At 36.8% G+C, this 24639-nt stretch carries 23 protein-coding genes; 8 read left to right on the top strand and 15 right to left on the bottom strand.

Annotation, left to right across the window (positions count from 1 at the left end):
• Nucleotides 1–1185: 1185 nt before the first annotated feature.
• The 10 genes from ACGH49_RS02790 to tyrA all read right to left on the bottom strand — a co-directional run bounded on the left by ACGH49_RS02790 (nt 1186) and on the right by tyrA (nt 10427).
• The gene (locus ACGH49_RS02790; RefSeq protein ID WP_034911289.1) at nt 1186–1611 is read right to left on the bottom strand and encodes a F0F1 ATP synthase subunit epsilon; all 426 of its coding nucleotides are present in this window, start codon (nt 1609–1611) and stop codon (nt 1186–1188) included.
• A gap of 41 nt (nt 1612–1652) precedes the next feature.
• On the bottom strand, nt 1653–3035 hold the full coding sequence (gene atpD, locus ACGH49_RS02795; protein WP_411588177.1) for a F0F1 ATP synthase subunit beta: 1383 nt from the start codon (nt 3033–3035) through the stop codon (nt 1653–1655).
• 47 nt (nt 3036–3082) lie between these two features.
• Nucleotides 3083–3952, bottom strand: a complete 870-nt coding sequence (atpG, locus tag ACGH49_RS02800; protein WP_411588179.1) for a F0F1 ATP synthase subunit gamma — start codon at nt 3950–3952, stop codon at nt 3083–3085.
• Between the two features lie 14 nt (nt 3953–3966).
• Entirely contained in the window at nt 3967–5508 is a 1542-nt protein-coding gene (gene atpA / locus ACGH49_RS02805; protein WP_411588180.1) for a F0F1 ATP synthase subunit alpha, read from the bottom strand.
• A gap of 11 nt (nt 5509–5519) precedes the next feature.
• Complete coding sequence (gene atpH, locus ACGH49_RS02810; RefSeq protein WP_065606085.1) at nt 5520–6053, bottom strand: F0F1 ATP synthase subunit delta; 534 nt, start codon at nt 6051–6053, stop codon at nt 5520–5522.
• Between the two features lie 13 nt (nt 6054–6066).
• The gene (atpF, locus tag ACGH49_RS02815) at nt 6067–6537 is read right to left on the bottom strand and encodes a F0F1 ATP synthase subunit B (RefSeq protein ID WP_296209256.1); all 471 of its coding nucleotides are present in this window, start codon (nt 6535–6537) and stop codon (nt 6067–6069) included.
• Nucleotides 6538–6561: 24 nt separating this feature from the next.
• Nucleotides 6562–6789: a FoF1 ATP synthase subunit c gene (gene atpE / locus ACGH49_RS02820; protein WP_411588181.1), complete on the bottom strand. Its 228-nt coding sequence runs from the start codon at nt 6787–6789 to the stop codon at nt 6562–6564.
• A 36-nt stretch (nt 6790–6825) separates the two neighbouring features.
• The gene (atpB, locus tag ACGH49_RS02825; protein ID WP_411588182.1) at nt 6826–7608 is read right to left on the bottom strand and encodes a F0F1 ATP synthase subunit A; all 783 of its coding nucleotides are present in this window, start codon (nt 7606–7608) and stop codon (nt 6826–6828) included.
• 258 nt (nt 7609–7866) lie between these two features.
• Complete coding sequence (gene glmM, locus ACGH49_RS02830; protein ID WP_411588183.1) at nt 7867–9198, bottom strand: phosphoglucosamine mutase; 1332 nt, start codon at nt 9196–9198, stop codon at nt 7867–7869.
• Nucleotides 9199–9305: 107 nt separating this feature from the next.
• On the bottom strand, nt 9306–10427 hold the full coding sequence (gene tyrA / locus ACGH49_RS02835) for a bifunctional chorismate mutase/prephenate dehydrogenase (protein ID WP_411588184.1): 1122 nt from the start codon (nt 10425–10427) through the stop codon (nt 9306–9308).
• A gap of 120 nt (nt 10428–10547) precedes the next feature.
• Between tyrA and xthA the strand changes: the two genes are divergently transcribed.
• The 3 genes from xthA (at nt 10548) to dolP (ending at nt 13548) form a co-directional block, all read left to right on the top strand.
• Nucleotides 10548–11354: an exodeoxyribonuclease III gene (gene xthA / locus ACGH49_RS02840; protein ID WP_411588185.1), complete on the top strand. Its 807-nt coding sequence runs from the start codon at nt 10548–10550 to the stop codon at nt 11352–11354.
• Nucleotides 11355–11394: 40 nt separating this feature from the next.
• The gene (gene xseA / locus ACGH49_RS02845; protein ID WP_411588187.1) at nt 11395–12729 is read left to right on the top strand and encodes an exodeoxyribonuclease VII large subunit; all 1335 of its coding nucleotides are present in this window, start codon (nt 11395–11397) and stop codon (nt 12727–12729) included.
• A 240-nt stretch (nt 12730–12969) separates the two neighbouring features.
• Nucleotides 12970–13548: a division/outer membrane stress-associated lipid-binding lipoprotein gene (gene dolP, locus ACGH49_RS02850; protein ID WP_411588188.1), complete on the top strand. Its 579-nt coding sequence runs from the start codon at nt 12970–12972 to the stop codon at nt 13546–13548.
• Nucleotides 13549–13590: 42 nt separating this feature from the next.
• Here the strand turns inward: dolP and csdE are convergent, their stop codons facing one another.
• The 4 genes from csdE to ACGH49_RS02870 all read right to left on the bottom strand — a co-directional run bounded on the left by csdE (nt 13591) and on the right by ACGH49_RS02870 (nt 17192).
• Nucleotides 13591–13986 (bottom strand): cysteine desulfurase sulfur acceptor subunit CsdE, encoded by a 396-nt coding sequence (gene csdE / locus ACGH49_RS02855; RefSeq protein WP_411588189.1) that lies wholly within the window; start codon nt 13984–13986, stop codon nt 13591–13593.
• A gap of 68 nt (nt 13987–14054) precedes the next feature.
• Nucleotides 14055–15278: a cysteine desulfurase CsdA gene (csdA, locus tag ACGH49_RS02860; protein ID WP_411588191.1), complete on the bottom strand. Its 1224-nt coding sequence runs from the start codon at nt 15276–15278 to the stop codon at nt 14055–14057.
• Nucleotides 15235–16113 carry a U32 family peptidase gene (locus ACGH49_RS02865; protein WP_411588192.1) on the bottom strand — a complete coding sequence of 293 codons (879 nt, stop codon included), beginning with the start codon at nt 16111–16113 and terminating at the stop codon, nt 15235–15237. Before ACGH49_RS02865 ends, csdA begins: the two co-directional genes overlap by 44 nt.
• Nucleotides 16114–16196: 83 nt before the next feature.
• Nucleotides 16197–17192 carry a peptidase U32 family protein gene (locus tag ACGH49_RS02870; protein WP_065590577.1) on the bottom strand — a complete coding sequence of 332 codons (996 nt, stop codon included), beginning with the start codon at nt 17190–17192 and terminating at the stop codon, nt 16197–16199.
• A 516-nt stretch (nt 17193–17708) separates the two neighbouring features.
• Here ACGH49_RS02870 and ACGH49_RS02875 point away from each other — a divergent pair.
• The 5 genes from ACGH49_RS02875 (at nt 17709) to ubiA (ending at nt 23235) form a co-directional block, all read left to right on the top strand.
• On the top strand, nt 17709–20180 hold the full coding sequence (locus tag ACGH49_RS02875; protein ID WP_411588193.1) for a DMSO/selenate family reductase complex A subunit: 2472 nt from the start codon (nt 17709–17711) through the stop codon (nt 20178–20180).
• 2 nt (nt 20181–20182) lie between these two features.
• Nucleotides 20183–20797 (top strand): DMSO/selenate family reductase complex B subunit, encoded by a 615-nt coding sequence (locus tag ACGH49_RS02880; RefSeq protein ID WP_411588194.1) that lies wholly within the window; start codon nt 20183–20185, stop codon nt 20795–20797.
• A 1-nt stretch (nt 20798) separates the two neighbouring features.
• Nucleotides 20799–21638, top strand: a complete 840-nt coding sequence (locus tag ACGH49_RS02885) for a dimethyl sulfoxide reductase anchor subunit family protein (RefSeq protein WP_411588195.1) — start codon at nt 20799–20801, stop codon at nt 21636–21638.
• A gap of 42 nt (nt 21639–21680) precedes the next feature.
• Nucleotides 21681–22262 carry a molecular chaperone gene (locus tag ACGH49_RS02890; protein ID WP_411588196.1) on the top strand — a complete coding sequence of 194 codons (582 nt, stop codon included), beginning with the start codon at nt 21681–21683 and terminating at the stop codon, nt 22260–22262.
• 145 nt (nt 22263–22407) lie between these two features.
• A complete protein-coding gene (gene ubiA / locus ACGH49_RS02895) occupies nt 22408–23235 on the top strand; it encodes a 4-hydroxybenzoate octaprenyltransferase (protein ID WP_065606053.1) in 828 nt (275 codons plus the stop codon).
• Nucleotides 23236–23673: 438 nt separating this feature from the next.
• Here ubiA and folP read toward each other — a convergent pair whose 3' ends face one another.
• Entirely contained in the window at nt 23674–24510 is an 837-nt protein-coding gene (folP, locus tag ACGH49_RS02900) for a dihydropteroate synthase (protein WP_411588197.1), read from the bottom strand.
• Between the last annotated feature and the right edge of the window lie 129 nt (nt 24511–24639).

Genomic DNA, 24639 nt, shown 5'->3' on the forward strand with positions numbered 1-24639 from the left:
TTAAAGAGCTGACAGCTTATATTCCCCATCAACTTTTCGTTGACTTAGTTCGCTGTCTCAAGGGTTGCGTATACTACGCTACACCTTTTTATTCGTCAAGATCTTTTTTAAATTTTTTTGATCTCACTTTACCACCAACTCCCCGCCTGCTTGTCGCTGATTGCGTGTCAGTGGATGCGCATTATAGGGGCTTAAAATTTTTGTGCAAGAGGTTATTGTGTAATTTATTTCTGTTTGTTTTTTTTTTACCCGAAATGCAACAAAAATAGACTAAAAATAGGGTTTATTGCTCCTTGGTGTTAATCATAAGCCTCCTTTACTTTTATAGCATACCATACAACACGTTAATGAGACCATGCCAATATCATTTCTTACCAACTTTCCGTGAAGTATAGTTATAAATAGATAATGTTTCATTTTAGCAAATGTCTATCAACTAAATGATGATATTTGTATAGACACTGATAAAATCGAATAAAAAGCCTGATTATCAAACCTTAGAGTACAAAAATAAAGCAATAAAAAAGAACTTGAACTACATTCGAAATTGTAAAAAGTCACTCAGCATTTTGCAGCCATAAATAGCAAGGTACCAGTTTATCAAAAGACATCATGATTTGCATAATTATAGTTGTCGAACGTCAACCTATTAGATAGCGGCTATAGCTTGTCTTGTGAATACGTTGATAGGCGAATGAAAAACTTATAATCTTAAAAAAGGTATAAGTAAACAATCGGAAAAAGCCTTTGGTATGCCAAGTATTAATCATACAGATACTTTGTCCTGGTTATCCAAACCAAATGATATTAGCTGCTTATGGATGAAAATGCAGTATCAGCCGTATAAGGTAACTGTTGAGATAATATTAAAAGTCACGAATTGTCATGAAATATTTAATTTAAAGATAAATCAATTATGAAATAAGGATTAATGTTAAAAATAATAAGTAAATTTGCCATTTTATGTTTGCGCTGTTTTATATTATTGAAAGTAGGTGTAGATGTAAATATTTTTTTGTAAAGAAGTTTCAGAAAACTATATGTTTCAGTATAAATTTACCAGTAAATTATCCAAAACGCTATTAAAAGAAAGATCAATTCCTAAATTAAAAAGAGTTGTAATTAAAGAAGGCTACTTGTAATACCAAATAGCCTTTTGTGTATGATAAAACATCAAAAAGCAAACTATTGACCCATGCGGCGAGTCAATTCGATAACGCGAATTTTTGCCAAAGCTTTTGATAATTCAGCAGATGCTTGTGCAAATGACATATCATCGCTTGGGTGATTGATATGTTCTTGTGCTTGTCTTACTGCTTCTTGTGCTCTTGCTTCATCTAAATCTTCACCACGAATTGCAGTATCTGCCAAGATAGTTACGATGTTAGGTTGTACTTCTAAAATGCCACCAGATAGATAAATAAACTCTTCTTCACCATCCGCTTTCACAATGCCGACCATGCCTGGTTTTATGGTTGTGAGTAAAGGGGTATGACCAGGATAAATCCCAAGTTCACCTTCCTTACCTGTGACTCTGATTCGCTGAACATCACCCGAAAATAGGTGAGATTCAGCACTAACAACTTCTAATTGATAGGAAGTTAGTGCCATAATATGATCTCCATTAATACGATCTTCGTTCAATGAATCTCTTAGAGAGATTTTGCCTTCTCAATCGCTTCATCAATTGAACCAACCATATAGAATGCTTGTTCAGGAATATGGTCATAATCACCATTCATGATTCCTTTAAATGCACTGATCGTATCTTTTAAAGGTACATATTTTCCTGCTGAACCAGTAAATACTTCTGCAACAAAGAATGGTTGAGATAAGAAGCGCTGAATTTTACGTGCACGAGCAACGATCAATTTATCATCTTCAGATAACTCATCCATACCAAGAATAGCAATAATATCTTTTAATTCTTGATAACGTTGTAGAATTGACTGAACACCACGGGCACAATCATAGTGCTCTTGACCAACAACTAAAGGATCTAATTGACGACTAGTTGAATCTAATGGATCCACTGCCGGATAGATACCTAAAGAAGCAATTTGTCGACTTAATACGATTGTCGCATCTAAGTGAGCAAAGGTTGTTGCTGGTGATGGGTCAGTCAAGTCATCTGCTGGCACATACACCGCTTGGATTGAAGTAATCGAACCGGTCTTAGTTGAAGTAATACGTTCTTGTAGTAACCCCATTTCTTCAGCTAATGTTGGTTGATAACCTACTGCCGATGGCATACGACCTAATAACGCAGATACTTCAGTACCGGCTAATGTATAGCGATAAATATTATCGATGAATAATAAAACATCTTTACCTTCGTCGCGGAATTTTTCAGCCATAGTTAAACCAGTTAACGCAACACGTAAACGGTTTCCTGGTGGCTCATTCATTTGGCCGTAAACTAATGATACTTTATCAAGTACGTTTGATTCTTTCATTTCGTGGTAAAAGTCATTACCTTCACGAGTACGTTCGCCCACACCAGTAAACACTGAGTAACCTGAGTGTTCAATAGCGATATTACGGATCAACTCCATCATGTTAACGGTTTTACCTACACCAGCACCACCAAACAGACCAACTTTACCACCTTTAGCAAATGGACAAATTAAGTCGATAACTTTAATACCTGTTTCAAGTAATTCAGTTGAGTTTGCAAGCTCTTCATAGGTTGGGGCAGCACGGTGAATCGCCCAACGTTCTTCTTCACCAATAGGACCTGCTTTATCAACAGGATCACCAAGTACGTTCATAATACGACCTAGTGTTTTTGTACCAACAGGTACTTCAATGCCGTGACCAGTGTTTACTACGTCAAGTCCACGTCTTAAACCATCAGATGAACCCATTGCAATACAACATACAACGCCACCACCTAATTGTTGCTGAACTTCCAGAACTAATTTTTCAGTGCCTGTTTCCACTTCTAATGCATCATATACCTTTGGTACTGCATCTTCTGGGAATTCGACATCAACCACCGCACCGATGATCTGGACAATCTTTCCAGTAGCCATTTTTAATCCTCTACGTCTTTTTCTTAACTATAAGCCAATATTTAGCACTAACCTGAAACAGCGGCTGCACCAGATACAATATCAATTAATTCATTAGTGATAGCACCTTGACGTGCCTTGTTATACACAATTTGTAATTCATTAATTAGGTTTGCACCGTTATCCGTTGCCGCTTTCATGGCCACCATTCTTGCTGCTTGTTCACTCGCTAAATTATCAACCACTGCTTGATAGACTTGTGATTCAATATAGCGACGTAAAATCACGTCTAATAGTGATTTAGCATCAGGCTCATAAATATAATCCCATGATGAAGCTTTGAGTTTTTTATCTTCTGATGGTGGTAAAGGTAATAATTGCTGAATCGTCGGCTTTTGTGACATCGTATTAATAAATTTGTTTGTAACAATATATAATCTATCAATTTTACCGTTGTCATATGCCTCAAGCATTGTTTTTACCGGCCCAATTAAATCAGATAAATTTGGTTCATCACCCAAATTAGTGACTTGGGTTAAAATGTTCGCTTTCACTGACGAGAAAAACGAAACACCACGCGAACCGATTAAAGCGACATCAGCTTCAACACCCTTTTCCTGCCATGCTGACATGTCAGCAATGACAGTTTTAAAAAGATTGATATTTAAACCCCCACATAAACCACGATCGGTTGAAATGATAAGATAGCCAACTCGCTTTACATCTCTTTCTTCTAAATAAGGATGTTTGGCTCCTATCTTAGCTAACGCTAAATGTCCAATTACTTCACGAATCATTTCAGCATATGGTCGACTAGCAGCCATTCTATCTTGCGTTTTACGCATTTTAGAATTGGCAACCATTTCCATCGCTTTAGTGATTTTTTGCGTACTTTGGATACTGGCAATTTTTGTTCTAATCTCTTTTGCATTAGCCATTTTTTACCTCACCCTTACCATGTTTGAGTTGATTTAAAGCTTTCAAGTAATTCTTTTAGCTTAGTTTCAATCTCATCATTGTAATTACCTGTTTCATCAATTAATTTAACAAAATCGGCATATTGACTATGGGCATAAGCAAGTAGTGCTGTTTCAAATGGTAATACTTTAGCTAATTCTACATCTTCAAGATAACCACGTTCAGCGGCATAAAGTACTATTGATTGTTCAGCAACAGTCATTGGCGAGTATTGCTTTTGTTTTAACAATTCTGTTACTTTTTCACCGTGACTTAATTGGTTTCTTGTTGCTTCATCTAAGTCTGATGCAAATTGAGAGAACGCAGCTAATTCGCGATACTGTGCAAGCGCAGTACGAATACCACCTGATAATTTTTTCATTATTTTAGTTTGTGCAGCACCACCCACACGTGAAACCGAAATACCAGGGTTAACCGCAGGGCGGATACCAGAGTTAAATAGGCTAGTTTCAAGGAAAATCTGACCATCAGTAATCGAAATTACGTTAGTTGGTACGAATGCTGAAACGTCACCAGCCTGAGTTTCAATAATTGGTAATGCTGTTAATGAGCCTGTTTTTCCTTTAACTTTGCCTTTAGTGTACTCTTCAACATAGGCTTCGTTGACTCGCGCTGCGCGTTCAAGTAAGCGAGAATGAAGATAAAATACATCACCGGGATAAGCTTCACGTCCAGGAGGCCGGCGAAGTAATAACGAAATTTGACGATAAGCAACAGCTTGTTTAGATAAATCATCATAAACAATTAATGCATCTTGACCACGATCGCGGAAGTATTCACCCATTGCACAACCAGCATATGGCGCTAAGTATTGTAACGCAGCTGATTCAGACGCTGATGCCACAACCACAATTGTGTTTTTAAGTGCACCATGCTCTTCAAGTTTACGTACAACATTGGCAATAGTTGATTGTTTTTGACCAATGGCAACATAAATACATTTTACACCTGAGTCGCGTTGGTTGATGATTGCATCGACAGCAAGTGCTGTTTTACCTGTTTGACGGTCACCGATGATAAGTTCACGTTGACCTCGTCCAATTGGAATCATTGAGTCAACGGCTTTATAACCAGTTTGTAATGCTTGGTCAACGGATTTACGATCGATAACACCGGGTGCAACTACTTCTACTGGTGAAAAACCGTCATGTTGAAGTGAACCTTTACCATCAATTGGTTCACCTAGTGTGTTAATAACGCGGCCTAATAAACCTTCACCAACTGGTACTTGTAAAATACGGCCAGTACATTGTACTTTCATACCTTCAGACAAGTCTTCGTATGGCCCCATGACTACCGCGCCGACGGAGTCTCTTTCAAGGTTTAATGCCATTGCATATCGGCCCCCTGGTAATGCAATCATTTCGCCTTGCATTACATCAGTTAATCCGTGGATTCGAAGGATACCATCACTTACAGATATGATAGTTCCTTCATTGTGAGCATCACTCACAATATTGAACTGAGCTATCCGCTCTTTAATTAGTTCACTTATTTCAGTTGAATTTAGCTGCATTATCAGTCCCCTTAAGACTGTAGAGCGTTATTTAAACGATTTAAACGCCCTCTGATACTACTATCAATAACCATATCGCCCGTACGAATAATAAAACCAGAAATGAGCGATTTATCTATATGACATTTTAGTTTTACTTTTCGTGATAAACGTTTTTCGACAGCGACAGAAATTTTATTAAGTTGCTCATTAGTTAGTTCACTGGCAGAAATTACATCAACATCTGCTTGTGATTCTCTATCTAAACAATATTGTTCAAACAAGGTTAACACTTCAGGAAGAAGTGATAATCGTTTGTTTTCAGCCATAATCTTAATAAAATTAGTACTAAACTCATCTAACACATCTTTACAGATGTTGATGAGTAAATTAGCCACCGAATCAGTTTTCATATCAGATGTTAAGACACTTCTTATTTGAGTATCTTTACTCACTTCAGATGTTAGCACTAACATTTTATGCCATGATTCGATGCTGTTATTTTCTACCGCAAATTCGAAAGCAGCTTTAGCATAAGGGCGAGCAATCGTAATTAAGTCAGCCATTGCTCTATTCTCCTTATAGTTCAGCCACGAGTTTATCAATGATGTCGCTATTTGCGGCTTCATTAACAGAACGTTCAATAATTTTTTCTGCACCAGCAATAGCGAGTGTAGCGACTTGCTGTTTAAGCTCTTCTCTTGCTCGTTTGCGTTCAGCTTCTACTTCGGCAAGCCCTTGAGCAACAATTCGTTCTTTTTCGCGAGAAGCTTCTTGCTTTGCTTCTTCAAGAATGGTTGCTTTGCGTTTATTCGCTTGCTCAATAATTGCATTAGCCTCAACCTTAGCCTGTTGCATTATGTCAGATGTATTTGCTTTGGCTAATTCCAAATCTTTTTTTGCTGTTTCTGCTGAAGCAAGTCCTTCGGCTATCTCTTTTTGGCGTTTTTCAATCGCGCCAATAACAGGAGGCCAAACAAACTTCATACAGAACCAAACAAACAATACAAATGTAATTGCTTGGCCGAGAAGAGTTGCGTTCATATTCATGACACGATTCCTCTTAAATTTTTATTAACCTGCAACAGCAAAGATAACGTAAAGTGCAATACCTACACAGATCATTGGGATTGCATCAACTAGACCCATAACGATAAAGAATTGAGTACGTAACATAGGCATTAATTCCGGTTGACGAGCAGCACCTTCTAAAAATTTACCGCCTAATAAACCAATACCAACTGCACCACCAATTGCAGCTAATCCCATCATAATGCCTGCGGCTACAAATAACATTTCCATTATATACTCCAGTTTATTAACAAAAAAATATTAAAATTAATGATCTTCTGTTGCCGACGCCATAGCTAAATAGACGATCGTCAACACCATAAAAATAAAAGCTTGTAACGTAATTATTAAAATATGAAAAATGGCCCATGGTAACGATAATACCCACTGTGACCACCAAGGTAATAATGCAGCAATTAGGATGAAGATAAGTTCACCTGCATACATATTTCCGAAAAGTCGAAGCCCTAAAGAAACAGGTTTCGCTAATAGGCTAACTAATTCAAGTACTAAATTAATAGGTGCAAACGCCCAGTGATTAAATGGATGCAAGGTATATTCTTTAACAAATCCTGAAATCCCTTTGTACTTGATTGAGTAAATGATGATAAGTGCAAACACACCTAAGGACATTGACATAGTAATGCTTACATCTGCGGTTGGTACAACTCTCAAGTGTGACAGACCTAGGTACTGACCTGCATAAGGTAGAAAATCAACAGGGATAAGATCCATTAAATTCATCAAGAAAACCCAAATAAACACAGTTAATGCTAACGGCGCAATGAGTTTATTTTGACCAGTAAACATGTCCTTAACAGTATTATTGACAAACTCTAAAATCATTTCTACTGCACATTGTAGTTTACTTGGGACGCCACTGGTGGCATTTCTTGCTACACGATGGAATATCCATAAAAAGATAACACCAAGTAAGATCGAAAAGAACAATGAGTCAAGATTTAAGGTCCAAAAACCAGAACCTACTTGCAAGTTCTCAAGATGATGCTTGATATAAGCTTGTGGTGAAGCTGGAGAGGAAACCGACATATAACCCTCTTAACCTATTTTTAAAAAATAAAAAATATTGCTCATGTTTTCAGTTGAAAGATATAAGCAATTGCTGTAATAATCTGAAGTTACTATTTTAAACCTAATTGCCTATAATAAGTCAACCTTTGATTAACAAAATTAAATTTTTAGACACTTTTTACTAATTTTACGTAAATGCACGCAACTTCTCTTACTATTCTAACTTCAATATAGCTCAATTAATGGCTTAATTAATGGGCATAATTGGGGGTATTTTTACGCTTTAACTGCTGTAGCGATAGTTTCTGCCAACTTTTGCACTTCGATTTCATTGCATCCTTCTACCATAACACGAATTAGCGGTTCGGTTCCTGATTTACGGATCAAAACTCGACCATTATGACCAAGCTGTTTTTCTGCTTGTTTAATTGCCGCTTTCACTTCATCACTATTTAGAGGGTCATTTTCACCTGAAAATCGAACATTAATTAATACTTGTGGTAACATTGTCATACCACTGCACAAGTCAGCCAATGACATATCATTACGAATCATTGCTGCTAATACTTGTAGGCCAGCAATAATACCATCACCAGTGGTGGTTTTATCTAACAATAAAACATGTCCCGAATTTTCGGCACCTAAACGCCAATTTTTTTCGACCATTTTTTCAAGTACATAACGATCGCCAACTTTAGCACGAGCAAATGGGATACCGAGATTTTTAAGTGCAAGTTCAAGCCCCATATTGCTCATTAATGTGCCGACAACTCCGCCTTTTAGTTGACCTTGTCTTAATGCTTCACGGGCAATGATATAGATAATTAAATCGCCATCAATTTTTTGACCTTTATGATCAACCATGATTATGCGGTCACCATCGCCATCTAAGGCAAAACCTAAATTGGCTTTTTCATCAATAACTCGTTTAGCAAGCGCTTTTATGTCAGTTGCGCCACAGTTTTCATTGATGTTAACACCATCTGGCTCACAACCAATTTTTATTACTTGTGCTCCTAGTTCTCGTAATACTTTTGGTGCTATGTGATAGGTGGCACCATTAGCGCAATCGACAACAATTTTTAATCCAGCCAAACTTAAATCATGGTCAAATGTGCTTTTACAAAATTCAATATAACGCCCTGCAGCATCGGTAATACGACTAGCTCGCCCAAGTTGTTTGGATTCAACACAATCGATCTCTTTTTCAAGTTCGGTTTCAATTTCTAATTCGATTGTATCATCAAGTTTTTTCCCTTCGGTTGAAAAGAATTTAATACCATTGTCATAAAAAGGATTGTGCGAGGCAGAAATGACAACGCCAGCATCAGCACGAAAAGTGCGGGTTAAATAGGCAATGGCCGGGGTTGGCATTGGTCCTGTAAACGCAGCGGCAACACCAGCAGAAGCAAATCCCGCTTCTAGTGCTGATTCAAGCATATAGCCTGAAATGCGGGTATCTTTACCGATTAATACTTTTTTAACACCATCTTTGGCTAGCACACGCCCAGCAGCCCAGCCTAATTTAAGCGCAAAATCTGGTGTAATAGGATACTGACCAACTTTACCGCGAATCCCATCTGTACCAAAATATTTTCGATTAGACATTATATTCCCTCACACTAACATTTATTATTTCTAACAACTATCTTTTAATAAAAAGTATATTTTAATTTGTGAAAAACTTTCAAGAAAGTATACCTTTTAATATAAAACTACTCTCGATTATCATTGGCAAATTTTAATAATCCTTGGCTCTCTTTAATAAAACGTTCGGCATAACTATCAAACCATTGCGTAACTTCGTTAAAACTTTTAATAAAGTTAGTTTTGTCACGTTGTTCAATAAGTTCGACCATTTGACCAAAGCGTTCATAGTAGCGTTTGATTAATTCAATATTATCATCTGACGCCATGATGATATCGGCATAAAGCTCGGGATCTTGAGCAAATAAGCGTCCAACCATCATCAATTCAAGGCGATAAATTGGTGAAGAAAGTGCGATCAATTGCTCTAAATCGGCCTGTTCTCGTTGCAAATTGACACCATATGAGAACGAAGTGAAATGGCGTAATGCTTGGATGAATGACATGCATTTGTCATGCTCCTTGGCATTAATCGCACATAAATTTGCACCCCAAATACGCATTTGTTCTATTAGCCATTGGCATTTATCTGGATATCGCCCTTCACAATAAACAATAATTTGTTTAGCTAAATTTGGTACATCTGGACCAAACATTGGGTGTAAACCGACTACAGGTCCTTGATGTTTATCAAGCATTGCTTGGAGAGGCTTGGCTTTTATGGATGTAAAATCCGTTAAAATACAATCTTTGGGTAATGGTGGTAGTTGTTTAATGACTTCACAGGTTTTGTTAATAGGTACTGTCACGATAATGGCCGCTGCATCAGCAACCACTTCGGCGGCTTGATGCATAGTTTTGGAGCCTAATGTTTTAACCTGATAGCCAGATAAGGTAAATAAACGAGCAAACAATCGCCCCATTTGCCCATTACCACCAACAATCACTATTGATCCTTGACCACTATAAACTTTTTTAAAACCTTTATCATTTTCGCTAATATAAGACTCACGCATTAAACGACGTAAAATATCTTCTATTAAATTGGGGGATATACCTACTTTTTCAGCCTCACCTCGCCTTTTAGCTAACATATCCGCTTCACGTTTGGAATCATAAATCGGAATGCCATGTTTGCTTTTTACTTCGCCAACTTCGGCAACTAATGCTAATCGCTTTGTAATTAAAGATAAAATGGATTTATCAACTTCATCGATTTTATCGCGCAAGGCAAGTAATTCCGTAGACATATTTAGTGATTCCCTTTATCACAAATGGTGGTTTTTATTGTAATAGCTTAACAGTATAACGTATTTTTGTTACGATGCGTATTTAGTTTATAACATGGCATTAAATATAATAAATTTATTATGAAAGTTATCTCGTTTAATATTAATGGCCTTCGTGCTAGAATTCACCAGTTAGCCGCAATTATTGAGACTCATCAACCAGATATTATTGCTTTACAAGAAACTAAAGTTCATAACGATCAGTTTCCTATTGGCGAATTAGCACAGTTTGGTTATCACTTACATTATCACGGACAAAAGGGCTATTATGGGGTGGCGTTATTAACCAAGGAACAACCTTTGTCTGTACAATGTGGCTTTCCAAACGATAGTGAGGATGCTCAATGTCGTTTGATTATAGCTGAGTTACCAACCAATCAAGGCAATTTAACGGTAATCAATGGTTATTTCCCTCAAGGTGAAAGTTTACACCATGAAATTAAATACCCGGATAAACTTAAATTTTACAATGACTTAATACAGTATTTACAAGATCATCAATTAAATAATCAACTAACTTTAGTTATGGGCGATATGAATATTTGCCCAACCGATTTAGATATAGGCATTTCCGAAGATAGCCGTAAACGATGGCTTCGTACAGGAAAATGTTCATTTTTACCGGAAGAACGAAAATGGATAAACAACTTAATGTCTCTCGGTTTTATTGATACTTACCGCAATGCTCACCCAACTGAACTTGAGTATTCTTGGTTTGATTATCGTACTAAAGGTTTTGAAACCCATAATGGGTTAAGAATTGATTTAATACTAGCTAGTCAAAAAATGATGACTTATTGTAAACAAACGGGTATTGATTATGATATTCGTGCAATGATAAAACCATCTGATCATGCACCAATTTGGGCTCAATTTGATTTAGTATAAACCTTTATAGTTATAATATAGTTGTAATAAGGACAATAGCATGCAAAACAATTCAATTTTATCAGTGAAAGATCTTAATCAAATGGTTAAAGAATTGCTTTGTGATGCTATTGGCCAGATCTGGTTAATAGGTGAAATATCAAACTTTTCACGTCCATCATCAGGTCATTGGTATTTTTCATTAAAAGACGATAGTGCACAAGTACGCTGTGCTATGTTTCGCAATAGCAATTTTCGTGCGGGTTTTACCCCACAAAATGGGCAACAAGTTTTAGTTAGGGCCACAGTGACACTATATGAGGCACGTGGGGAATACCAACTGGTTATTGATAAAATCCAAGCAGCAGGTACGGGATTATTACAGCAAAAGTTTGAGCAACTAAAACAAAAGCTGTCTGAGGAAGGTTTATTTGATTCTATCAATAAACAGCCATTACCAGAAAACATTCTCACAGTTGGAATTATCACTTCATCAACGGGTGCGGCATTGCATGATATTTGTCAGATATTAAAACGCCGAGATCCAAGTTTGCATTTAATTATTTATCCAACACAAGTACAGGGTAGTGAAGCGGCAGGGCAAATCGCTAACATGATTCACATTGCCAACATTCGTCAAGAATGTGATGTATTAATCGTTGGACGAGGTGGTGGCTCGCTTGAAGACTTATGGTCATTTAATGAAGAAGTGGTAGCCAGAGCTATTTTTGCTAGTCAAATACCTATTGTGAGTGCGGTTGGGCATGAGATTGATTTTACGATTGCCGATTTTGTGGCTGATGTTAGAGCGGCAACCCCATCTGCGGCAGCCGAGCTTGTTAGTCGAGACAGTTTACAACAAGTAAAACGTTTGCAAGTTCAACAGCTGCATTTAACCATGGCAATGGATTATTATTTAATGCAATGCCGAGAAAAACTCAATAAATGGCGACATCAATTACAGACTCAACATCCACAAACAAAGCTAGAAAAGCAATTAAATCAACTTTTAGCTTATCGCCACTCATTATCTGAAAATATTCAGCAATATTTGCTCAGACTATCAAATCGCCATAATTCACTCGATAAAAGACTATTACGAGTATCTCCACAAAATAATATTACCTATTTAGGGCAACTTACTTGGCAAAAACAACAGCAATTAATTAATTTAATTAAACAAAAGTTAACAAAATCACAATATCAATTTGTTTTACAAACCTCTCAACTTAACAACGTTAGTCCGCTAGCTACTCTCGAACGAGGTTATTCAGTTACCACCGACCAAAACAATACAGTGGTTCGTCGCTCTGAGCAAGTCACGGTGGGTGACATTATCGTAACAAGGCTGAAAAAAAGTAAACTTATTAGCCAAATTACTGAAATAAATAAATGACGTGAAGTTTATTTCTAATAATATAGAAAATAATCAAATCATTTACAATAATAAATAAACAGACATTACTATAAAAACAATCAAATTCTAGAACAAATTGCAGGCTATTGACTAAAAAATTATTAAAATTTATCTTATTTCAAATGATAAAATTATTTGCAAATCAATATCTACAAGGCATAATAAAAGCAATTTATTGGAATTTGATTATTACGGCGTAATAAATCATAAGGAGTGATAATGAAAAAAGTTAGCTTAATCGTAATGTTAATTTCTTGCGCATTAACATTACAAGGTTGTGTTGCTGCCGTGATTGGTGTTGGAGCAGGTGCGACAGCAAAAGTTGCAACCGATCCTCGTACTGCGGGTACTCAAGTTGACGATACCACTCTAAGTTCACGCATGGGTATGAAAATTAAAAATAACGGACCATTTTTTATTGGATCACGCATTATATCGAGTGCTTATGGTGGCAATATTCTTTTAGTTGGTCAAGCAAATAGTAATCAAATTGAAAAGGCCGAAAGCCTTGCTTACCAAGTTGAAGGGGTAAAAAAAGTCTATAATCGAATTCGTATTGGAGAGCCTGTTGGCGCAGGGACTATTACCAATGATACTTGGATAACGACTCAAGTTAAATCTCAGTTAGTTTTAGATGCCAAAACAAAAGCTCGCAAAATTAAAGTAGTAACTGAAAACGGCGAAGTTTTCTTAATTGGTATTGTTACGTCAGAAGAAGGTAAAGTAGCAGCCGAAATTGCAAGTAAAGTCCGTGGTGTAAAAAAAGTTATCACACTATATACGTATACTGAAGATTAAATAGTGACTATACAAAAGACAGGGGGCGATTAGCCCCCTTTTTTATACAACTGATTTAATGCGCTCAATTAATTTAGTAAGCCCTTGCAAACGAGACTGGCTCAGTTCGTCAGTAATTTTTAATTCATGCAAAACCGATTGAAAATCAATAGCGGCTATTTGCTGTGCTGTTTTGTGATTAGCAATACTGATTAACACAGCCAATAGTCCTTTCACTATTCGCCCCTCGCTATCACCACTAAAAACATAGGTATCATCTGTCCGTTTTTGATAAGTCAACCAAACACGGTTTTCGCAACCATTGACTTGATTTTGTGCTGTCTTTTGTTCATCAGGAAAATCAGGCAATTGCTTTGCTAATATCACTAACTGTCGATAACGATCTTGCCAATTATGTTGCTTTGCAAATAATTCGGTTAAGCTTTGCTGTGATAGCATAATATTGACCTATTTACGGTTAATTGCTTGTAAAAAAGTTTCCGGTAACTATACGTTTTAGTATAAAATCACACTAATAATTCAATTGCATTTTGTAATACTGAAATAAATTTATCCACATCTTGCTGATTATTATATGGCATCAATGAAATACGAACTGCACCGTGACATTCTAATTTATTCATTAAAGGCTGGGCACAAAGCTCACCAGTACGGATGGCAATATTTTGTTCACTTAACAAAATAGCAATATCATTATGATGAATATTATTAATATTAAAAGTGATTATCGGGCTATCATCCACACTATAAAATTGAATATCGGCAAATTGGTTTAGTTGTGATTTTGCGTAACAAGCTAGCTGTTTTGTGTAGTTTTCAGCTTGCTTATTATCCCAACTTTTTAACCACTCAAGTACGGCATTAAAACCAACAATACCGGCAATATTAGGTGTACCAGCTTCAAATTTATAAGGAAGATCTTCTTGAATAAAATCATCAAACGAAGCGATTTTTAGCATTTTACCGCCACCATGCCAAACCGACATTAGCTCAAGTAATGCCTTTTTACCATATAAAACGCCAAGCCCCGTTGGACCATACAATTTATGGGTAGAAAAGGCATAAAAATCGATCTCTAACTGGTTAACATTAATTGCATGATGAACAACACCTTGCGCACCATCCACCACTAAAACCGCATCATATTGATGAACAATATTACTTATTGTAGCTAAATCAGGACAAAATCCAGTTACGTTTGACATTTGAGTCACTGCAACAATCTTGGTCTTAGCTGACATTAACGACAATAACTCATTAACATCCGACGACCACTTAACGACTTTAGCTCCCGTTTGCTTAGCCACAATCAACCAAGGTAACAAATTACTATGATGCTCTAATTCACTCACAATAATTTCATCATCAGGTTGTAACAACGATCGAGCATAGCTCTGCGCAATTAAGTTAATTGACTCGGTTGCACCTCGTGTCCAGATAATTTCAGCACTACTATTAGCGTGAACCAAATCGGCAACATTTTGTCTTGCCTTATCAATTGTTGCAGTTACTTGCAATGCATCTTGGTGTAAACTACGTTTTGCAGTAGCAGTATTCTGGGCATAATAGGCAAGTGTCGCATCAATCATTGCTAGCGGTTTAAGTGCTGTTGCTGCCGAATCAAGATATACGCTTTCACTATTAAGTGCAGGAAAATTTGCCCGAAACTGTTCAGGCAGAAAATGCTTATTGGGTAAGTTCAAGTCCGGCAATCCCATTCCAGTAACCATTACAATCTCGGTTATGTTCAATTTGCAGTGGATTTAATCCATCTTCGTTAGCTTTAAACTGCTTAATAATATCAAGTGTTTCAATACCAAATGGTGAAATTCTAACGATATCAACCAATCCTTTCATCTCTTTTAGATTATTTCCCAAATTGTAACAATAACCGCTTTGAGTCTGAATGCCGTTTAACACAAATACTTTCTGTTGTTCTTGTGAAAACACCTCACGTCCAACAGGATACTTAATACAACAAGTTTCGCATTTATCTTTAGGCTTATCTTCCGATCTTGCGGTAAAACAGCGAGCTGAATAAGCTAAAGGTAAATAACCATAACTAAACACTTCAACTTCAAAATTTCGTGCGATATTTAAACTCTCAAACTGTTTAAGCACATTACTCAACCAATCACGAGAAAGCTCAACCGGCATACACCAGCGAACCATACCTTGTTTTTGTAATAATTTTAAAGTTAAAGCGTTATAACAGTTAATAGCCGGACCTGCAACAAAGGGTAATTTATGCTCATGCGCAACATTAATGGCAGCTAAATCGTTTGCTTCGACTAAAAACTCCCCATTATTAACCAATTGCCGTAAGTCATTTAATTCTGATGGTGCTTCAAGTAAAGCTAATGTAGAAAGCACTACCTGTTTACCAGATTTAGCAATCTCTTTTGCTAATTCAATCCAGTTTGGTACTTTCATTTCACGGCGCTTGGTACAAACCGTTTCGCCCATATAAATAATATCCGCTTGACTCTCTTTGGCGGCATAATAAAAAGCTTCTGTTTCAGTTTTAGGCCAATAATAAAGCACTGGTCCTAATGCGTATTTCATGGTTTTGCTCACTATATTTATGTTAGATCTTTCTCAATGATTTACGTTGATGCTGTTAGCACATTACCTATTGCTAACTCACTTTATTGCCATTTACGGTGATAAGCGCCTAATGTTGTTTGTGTGCCTTCTGACACCGAACCAAGCGTATCGATCCAGCGTTGTTCGGCTTGGAACGATTGCGGATTAGCCTTATAGCGATCGATAGCTTGTCGCCATACTTTTGTCACTTGCTCGACATAAGCTGGGCTACGCTGACGACCTTCTATTTTGACTGATGCAATATTTGCGGCAAACAGTTCAGGCAATAGCTCAATGGTATTCAAACTTGTTGGCTCCTCGATAGGATGATAAAGCTCCTGACCAACAAAATAACGACCTTTACATAGCGTTGGATAGCCAGCATTCTCACCTTTCTTATGACAATCAATTAACACATTATTCAGTCTTGACTCCAGTCCTTTCTCAGTTTCTTCCCAACGAACAAATTTGGCAGGCGAACAAGCGCCAACGGTATTAGGGGATTCGCCAGTCAAATAAGATGACAAATAGCACCGACCTTCGGCCATAATACACAAGCTACCAAAAGCAAACACCTCGAGCGGAACGGGTGAAACTTGTGATAACTGTTTAACTTGATGCATCGAAAGTACGCGTGGCAAAACAATGCGATGTACCTGAAAATTATTATAGTAAAACTTAATCGACTCCTCATTAGTCGACGATGCTTGCACAGAAACATGACGCTCAAGATTAGGGTATTTTTCAGCCGCATAATCAAGCATAGCAAGATCGGCAATAATTAAAGCATCAGCACCAATATTAGCCGCAGTATCAACCGCATATTGCCAACGCTGAAAATTTTCTGGATGGGCAAAAGTATTAATAGCAATATGCAATTTTTTGCCGTGTTTGTGTACATAATCTGAAGCTTCAATCAATCGCTTTTCATTAAAATTTAAACCAGCAAAATGACGGGCATTGGTATCGTCTTTCAAACCAATATAAACAGCATCAGCGCCATTATCAATGGCCACTTTTAATGATGGTAAAGATCCCGCTGGACAAAGAAGTTCCATAATTATTCCTAACTCAATTTTTATAGTTTATACGCTCTGTATTATGCAATAATTCAGAGTGTAATGCGAATAGAAAGCGGTGGTTATGCTTAAAAAATGAATGGTGCTGCCTAACTATCGCCGAAGTATTGAATAATTGCGCTTACAGCAATCCTCTAAAATTGTTCTGCAAAAATAGAAATTTCTTTTTATAGCGAGTAGCTAGTGCTAGCGATGAAAACATCTAAAATATAAGAAACAATTTTATAATCAATCTGCTAAACACCTATTTTTTTACATTGCATGAATAATATTCTACTTTTTGCTGTGCTATTTTTAGGGGGAAATTATAATTTGATATTCAAAAAAATTTGTAATGTTAAAAATAAAAATATTGGCATTGTACACTACTAATCTATTTGATAATCCTCTTATTGAGTTCATGTCAATTAATGGCAATTTTTTGTTGCTTTTAGTTTGTTTATTCATTTTTTAGTATTATTATCAATATATCCCATATAAACATCGGGAAATAGTGTGAGCAAATTAAAAAATAAAATAAGTCGACGTAATTTTTTACAAAAATCATTAACTATAGCAGGTGTAGCAGCGCTAACGAATAATATGCAGCTACCTTTTGTCTATGCAGATCCAAAAACTAATGCTAAAAGTAGCATAATCCCTACTAATTCCACAGATGAAGAAAAAATTGTTTATAGTGCTTGTTTAGTAAACTGCGGTAGTCGTTGTCCTTTAAAAGTTCATGTCAAAAACGATATTATCACCAAAATATCATCAGAAGACGGCATTCATGAACCAACTTTTGGTCAGCACCAAATTCGCCCTTGTTTGCGTGGACGCTCAGTTCGATGGCGCACTTACGATCCTGAGCGCTTAAAATATCCAATGTTACGGATTGGTAAGCGTGGTGAAGGTAAATTTAAACGAATTTCGTGGAATGAGGCTATTAATTTATTAGCAGATAAACTCAAATATACCATTAATAATTATGGTAATGAGGCAATTTATTATCAATATGGAACAGGTACAACAGGTGCAAATATTTCAGGACGCAGTGCCTGTAAGCGATTTTTAAGTACTATTGGTGGTTACTTGAATTATCATGGTGACTATTCAAGTGGACAGATAACCGCCATTCAACCCTATATTTATGGTAATGCAAAAGAATCTTTATTAGACCAGATAAAATATTCTGATCTAGTTGTAATGTTTGGGCAAAATATTGCTGAAACCCGAATGTCTGGTGGTGGGCAAGTTACAGAGCTATTTAATGCATTATCACAAAGTAAGGCAAGAGTAATTATTATTGATCCAAGACGTAGTGAAAGTGTTGTCGGTTATAATGCTGAGTGGATCCCGATTATTCCCGGTACCGATGCTGCGTTAGTTGCTGCTATTGGCTATGCTTTACTTGAAGAAGATCGTATTGATGATGCGATGCTCAATCAATATTGTGTCGGTTGGAACGCTGATTCATTGCCTGACAGTGCACCGCCTTTTAGTGATTTTAAATCTTATATTCTCGGATTGGGTGACGATAGAACGCCTAAAACACCAGAATGGGCAGCGAAAAAAACTGGCATTTCAGCTATGCAAATTCGCAAACTTGCGATGGATATAGTGAATGCTAAAGCTGCTTGGATTTCTCAAGGTTGGGGAGCGCAGCGTTGGCAAAATGGTGAACATACCACAAGGGCGATTATGATATTGCCAATTATCACTGGTCAATTTGGTAAACCAGGCACTAATATTGGTACATGGGGAGGCAGTGTTACTTATCCTGTTCCAAGCTTAAGCATTCCTAATCCAATAAAAACTAGCATTCCCTTCTTTTTGTGGACTAAAGCAATTGAAGATCCACTTAGTATGACTGCCAAAAATGCCTATTTACTCAATAAAAATAAACTTGATGTTGGAATAAAATTCCTCTGGAGTTATGCTAGCAATGTAATTGGTAATCAGCATGCTGACCTAAATCGAACACACCAAATTTTGCAAGACGAGTCTAAATGTGAGTTTATTCTTGTTTGGGATACGCATATGACCGCCTCGGCAAAATATGCAGACTTAGTCTTGCCCGATGTTTCATCGGTTGAAAGTAACGATTTGATTAATAACTCTTATGCATCGGGTGCTTATCACTACCTTATCCGTATGCAACGCGCAATAACACCACTTTGGGAAAACCGCCCAGCTTATGAAGTATTAACTGATCTGTCCAAAATTATGGGCGTAAAAGACAAATTTACCGAAGGGAGAACGCAAGAAGATTGGATAGCCTACTGTTATGAAAAATTACGCAAAAGTGAAACCCATTTACCACCTTTTGCCAATACTGATGGTATGGGCGTTATTGATCGCAAGCTAGCTGATAGCGATACCCAGATTGCACTAAAAGCCTTTCGAGACGATCCTATTAAAAACCCATTAAATACACCATCAGGAAAAATAGAAATCTATTCAGAAGCATTAGCTACTATCGCCAATGAATGGGAACTCGATCCAGAGGATTTTCTTCACCCTATTCCTGTCTATTTACCTGCCATTGAAGGGAGTGAAGATAAATCAAAACGCGAAAAATATCCATTGCAACTTATAGGTTTTCATACCAAAGGGCATTGCCATTCTACTTACAGCAACTTACCACAACTACGTGAAGTAGTAGCCAATAGCCTTTGGATTAATCCATTTGATGCCAAACAAAGGCAAATTAAACATGGTCAATTAGTTGAGGTTTACAACGATCGCGGTCGGCTTTATATTCCTGCCAAAGTTACACCACGAATATTACCAGGTGTGCTTGCAATACCTCAAGGTATGTGGGCCAAAACTAATGCATCAGGGGTTGATATTGGCGGATGTATTAACCGCTTAACTTCGTTGCGTCCAAGTGTGTTGGCTAAATCAAACTCACAACATACTAATTTGGTTGATGTTAAACCATTATCTGCTACATCATCGACATTGCCAGTAACAGGGGGGCAATAAAAATGCAATATGGATTTTATATCGATTCTTCAAAATGTACAGGATGTAAAACCTGCCAACTTAGTTGCAAGGACGAAAAAGACAACGCATTAGGCGTTCATTTTCGCCGAGTTTATGAATATGGCGGAGGTACATGGCAACAAGTTGATGGTATTTGGCAAAATGATACCTTTACTTATTATTTATCGATTTCCTGTAACCATTGTGAACAGCCTACTTGTGTACAAGGTTGCCCAACGGGTGCAATGCATAAACGCAAACAAGATGGGCTAGTTGTAGTTAATCAAGATGTCTGTATTGGTTGCCGATATTGCGAAATGCGTTGCCCATATGGTGCGCCACAGTTTGATCATCAAAATAAGGTTATGTTAAAATGCGACGGCTGTTATGAACGTGTCGAACAAGGGCTAAAACCCGTTTGTGTCGAATCCTGCCCACAGAGAGCATTAGATTTTGACGAAATTGAAAAACTGCGTCAGCGACATGGCAATGAACGAAATATTGCTCCGTTACCAAACGAAAACCTAACCAAACCAAACATTGTTATCAAACCTCATCCACAAGCGAAAGTCTCGGGCGATACATTAGGACAAATACTCAACCCTGAGGAGGTTTAACATGCATGAATTACCATTAGTTTTTTTTACTGTATTTGGGCAGTTATCTGCTGGCATGGTATGGTTAGGAGGGGGATTTTATTTAGTTAATCGTGACCCAAATCGGAGTATTATCATCCAAAAAATCAATATAACCGCTCTAGTTTTTATGGCTATAGGTATGGCGATAGCCTCGTTTCACTTAGGTAAGCCCTTGCGTGCGTTAAATGTGATATTTGGTATTGGGCGATCACCAATGAGTAATGAAATTTTCACCTTTGGCGTATTATTCGGTGTTACCTTTGCATGGGTGCTAATAAACTATTATGTACTACATCCGAATACCAATAAATTAAAAATAATCAAAAAGATTTGTTTGCAACTCAAGCAAATTCCGCACTTAGAGCAAATATTGGCAACACTTTTAACTATCATCAGTCTATTTTTTGTTTGGACGATTGTATTAACCTATATGCTACCAACCGTAAAAACATGGAACACCTATTACACCGCGATACAAATGTACACTGCCATGCTAGCTTTAGGAGGCGTTGCTATCACACTATTAGGACTACCGCGACATGGTTATATGGCTTGTATGACAGGAAGCTTATTTATTATTTTATTGAAAGTACCTTATACCCACTTAATGGCCACAATCGCACCAGAACTTACTCATCAACAACATAGCTGGATGATGATTGAATGCATACTATTAATCATGGCATTAATATTAATGACTATCAACATTTGGCAAAAACGTAATTCAACAATTATTTATAGCATTGCCTTTATTGGTATCTTCATTGGCGAAATCAGTGGGCGTATTGCATTTTATAACTTATGGACAATTCCGATGTAATGTATCATCAATACGATACACTTATAGTCAGGTAGCGATTTAATGAAAAATAACCAAGCAACGCATTTAGATAAACTCACATCTACCATTTTAGCCAAAGTATTAGGTGCTTTTTTTTATTATCCACCAGATCATCAAACGGTTAAACCACTCATTGATACCTTATGTCAAATTGAGCATATCACTAACTGGCAAAATGCCGTGCTTATTGGTGAACAGTGCCAAATAATTGCGACTCAAATCAACAACTCAGAACTTAATTACCAATTTTCACTATTATTTGAAGGACAGGGTAGCATGTCTGCGCCACCATGGGGATCGATCTATTTAGATCAAAAACAATTATTAATGGGCGAATCACAAGAGCGCTATCGTCAATTTTTACAGCAACACGGGTTAATACTCAATACAGGTATCAACGAACCTGAAGACCAATTTGGATTAATGCTAATGGCTTACGCCATGCTGCTTGAAAATAATAACTATACAGCAGCAAAACAGTTAATCAATGAACATTTATTAATTTGGTCTCCAACCTATTTAAAAAAGCTGAAGCAAAATAAGATAAGTCCATTTTATCGCGCATTAGCTATGATTGCTGAGCAATATTTGCAGATACTTTAATTATATTTTTCTATTAAAAAATAGTTATTTCAGGTGAATGATTATTTTACTTAATACTGGATTATAACTTGTCATACTATAACATTGCAGCTTTTATCGTAATCGGTATAATCCACGCTATGCTTTTTCAAGGTAATTAATATTAATGTTAGCTTATTTACAACTAATGCGATTAGATAGGCCTATTGGCTCATTGCTTTTACTCTGGCCGACTCTTTGGGCAATCTGGCTTGCAGGTCATCCTTCTATTTATATAACAGTTATTTTTATACTTGGCGTATTTGTAATGCGCTCAGCAGGTTGTGTGGTGAATGATTATGCTGATCGTCATTTTGATGCACATGTTGAACGGACTAAAAATCGCCCACTGGCTCGTGGTGCACTGACTAAAAAAAACGCATTATGGATGTTATTTGTATTATTACTTATTGCACTTTGCCTATTGCTAACTTTAAATAAACTATCATGGTTGATAGGCTGTTTTGCATTATTAACAGCACTGATTTATCCGTTTATGAAACGTTATACCCATTTACCTCAGGTCATCTTAGGTATCGCATTTGGTTGGAGTATTCCGATGGTGTATGCAGCTACTACTGAGCAGTTCCCATTAACCTGTTGGTTGCTTTTCTTTACTAATATTTGTTGGACAATTGCTTATGATACAGAATATGCAATGGTTGATCGCAATGATGATGTAAAAATTGGTATAAAATCTACTGCTATTTTATTTGGACAATATGATAAGTTAATTATAGGGATATTGCAGGCAGTTGTGGTAATTGGGTTAGTCATGATTGGTATCATCAACCAATTATCATTGTTTTTTTATATTGCTTTATTGCTTATTGCAATGCTATTTATTTACCAACAATGGCTAATCAAAAATCGAGAACGAAAACCTTGCTTTCAAGCTTTTTTAAATAATAATTATGTTGGTTTTATTGTTTTTTTAGGTCTATTTTTTGTTTAAAAATTAAGGTATTTTCTAAAGGCTATTTCACGATAAGGGTTGGGATATTTTATCCCTTTGATTGTAGTAACTAGCAATAGTGATAATGTCCGATTTAGATGTTCTTATACGGAAACCCACTAAAATTACTTGTATCATCTAATACTCATCGCTTCGAGACCATCTGCTCTATACTTAGAGATTCAAAGCTCATAGCTTCAAATTTTTTGCAGAAAGATTTCCACACGAAAAAGAAGCCAGACTGAACCTTGAGTGAAAACTATAAATTATAAAAAATCACCATCAATTAAAAAAATAAATAAAATCAATGCAATAACTAATTGATTTTATAAGAAGAAAACATAATAATTTTTCAATCTCAAAAGAACAATATTGCTATTACAAAATGTGTCAACAATTCAAACCCAACCATTTAACTAAAAGCCTTTCTTTATGCAATTAGCCTTGTTCTGCAAGAGTTGCTTGTACAATTCTTAAGGCATCAAACGTTTCTTTTACATCATGCACACGAATAATCTGTGCCCCTTTCATTGCCGCTATCACCGCACAAGATACACTGCCTAACATGCGTTCTTGCGGCGGCATATTTAGCACTTGTCCTATCATGGATTTTCGGGACATACCTACTAATAAAGGCAGGTTGAAATGATGAAACCGTTCAAGCGTTGCTAATAGTCGGTAATTGTGTGCTAATGTTTTACCAAATCCAAAACCGGGGTCTAGTATGATGTTTTGGCGGTCAATGCCTGCGCTTATGCAGCGTTCGATCTGTTTTGCAAAAAAGTCATCGACTTCTTGATAGATATCTTGCTCGTAGTGTGGCGCCTTTTGCATGGTTTGGGGATCGCCTTGCATGTGCATAATGCAAACTGGTAAGCCGGTTTGTGTTGCGGCTTCAAGTGCACCGGGCTCTGTTAAAGCTCGAACATCATTAATTAGGTGGGCCCCTGCTTTAGCTGATTCAGTCATCACTTGTGGCTTTGAGGTATCAACCGAAATCCAAACATCAAAATAACGAGCAATTTTTTCAACTAATGGCACAACACGGTTTAGCTCTTCATCAACTGATACCTCGGCAGCACCGGGGCGTGTTGATTCGCCCCCTACATCAATAAATGTTGCGCCAGCTTGAATCATGCTGTCAACACGACGCATGGCGTCATCAAGGTTATTATAATTTCCGCCATCAGAAAACGAATCAGGTGTCATATTAACAATGCCCATGACTTGTGGAAAAGAAAGATCTATTGTCTGATTTTGAAAATGTATTTCCATGATTACAAGCCCTATTTTTTAATTTAAAATGTAGTAGATTAAGGTTAAATTTTCAATATATTTATTATGTTATTACAGCAAATTTGTTCATTAGATATTTTTATTTTATCGATAAAAAACGCGCCGAGG

Origin of the sequence: Gilliamella sp. BG7 (assembly GCF_046635565.1) — a bacterium.
Taxonomy (GTDB): domain Bacteria; phylum Pseudomonadota; class Gammaproteobacteria; order Enterobacterales; family Orbaceae; genus Gilliamella; species Gilliamella apicola_P.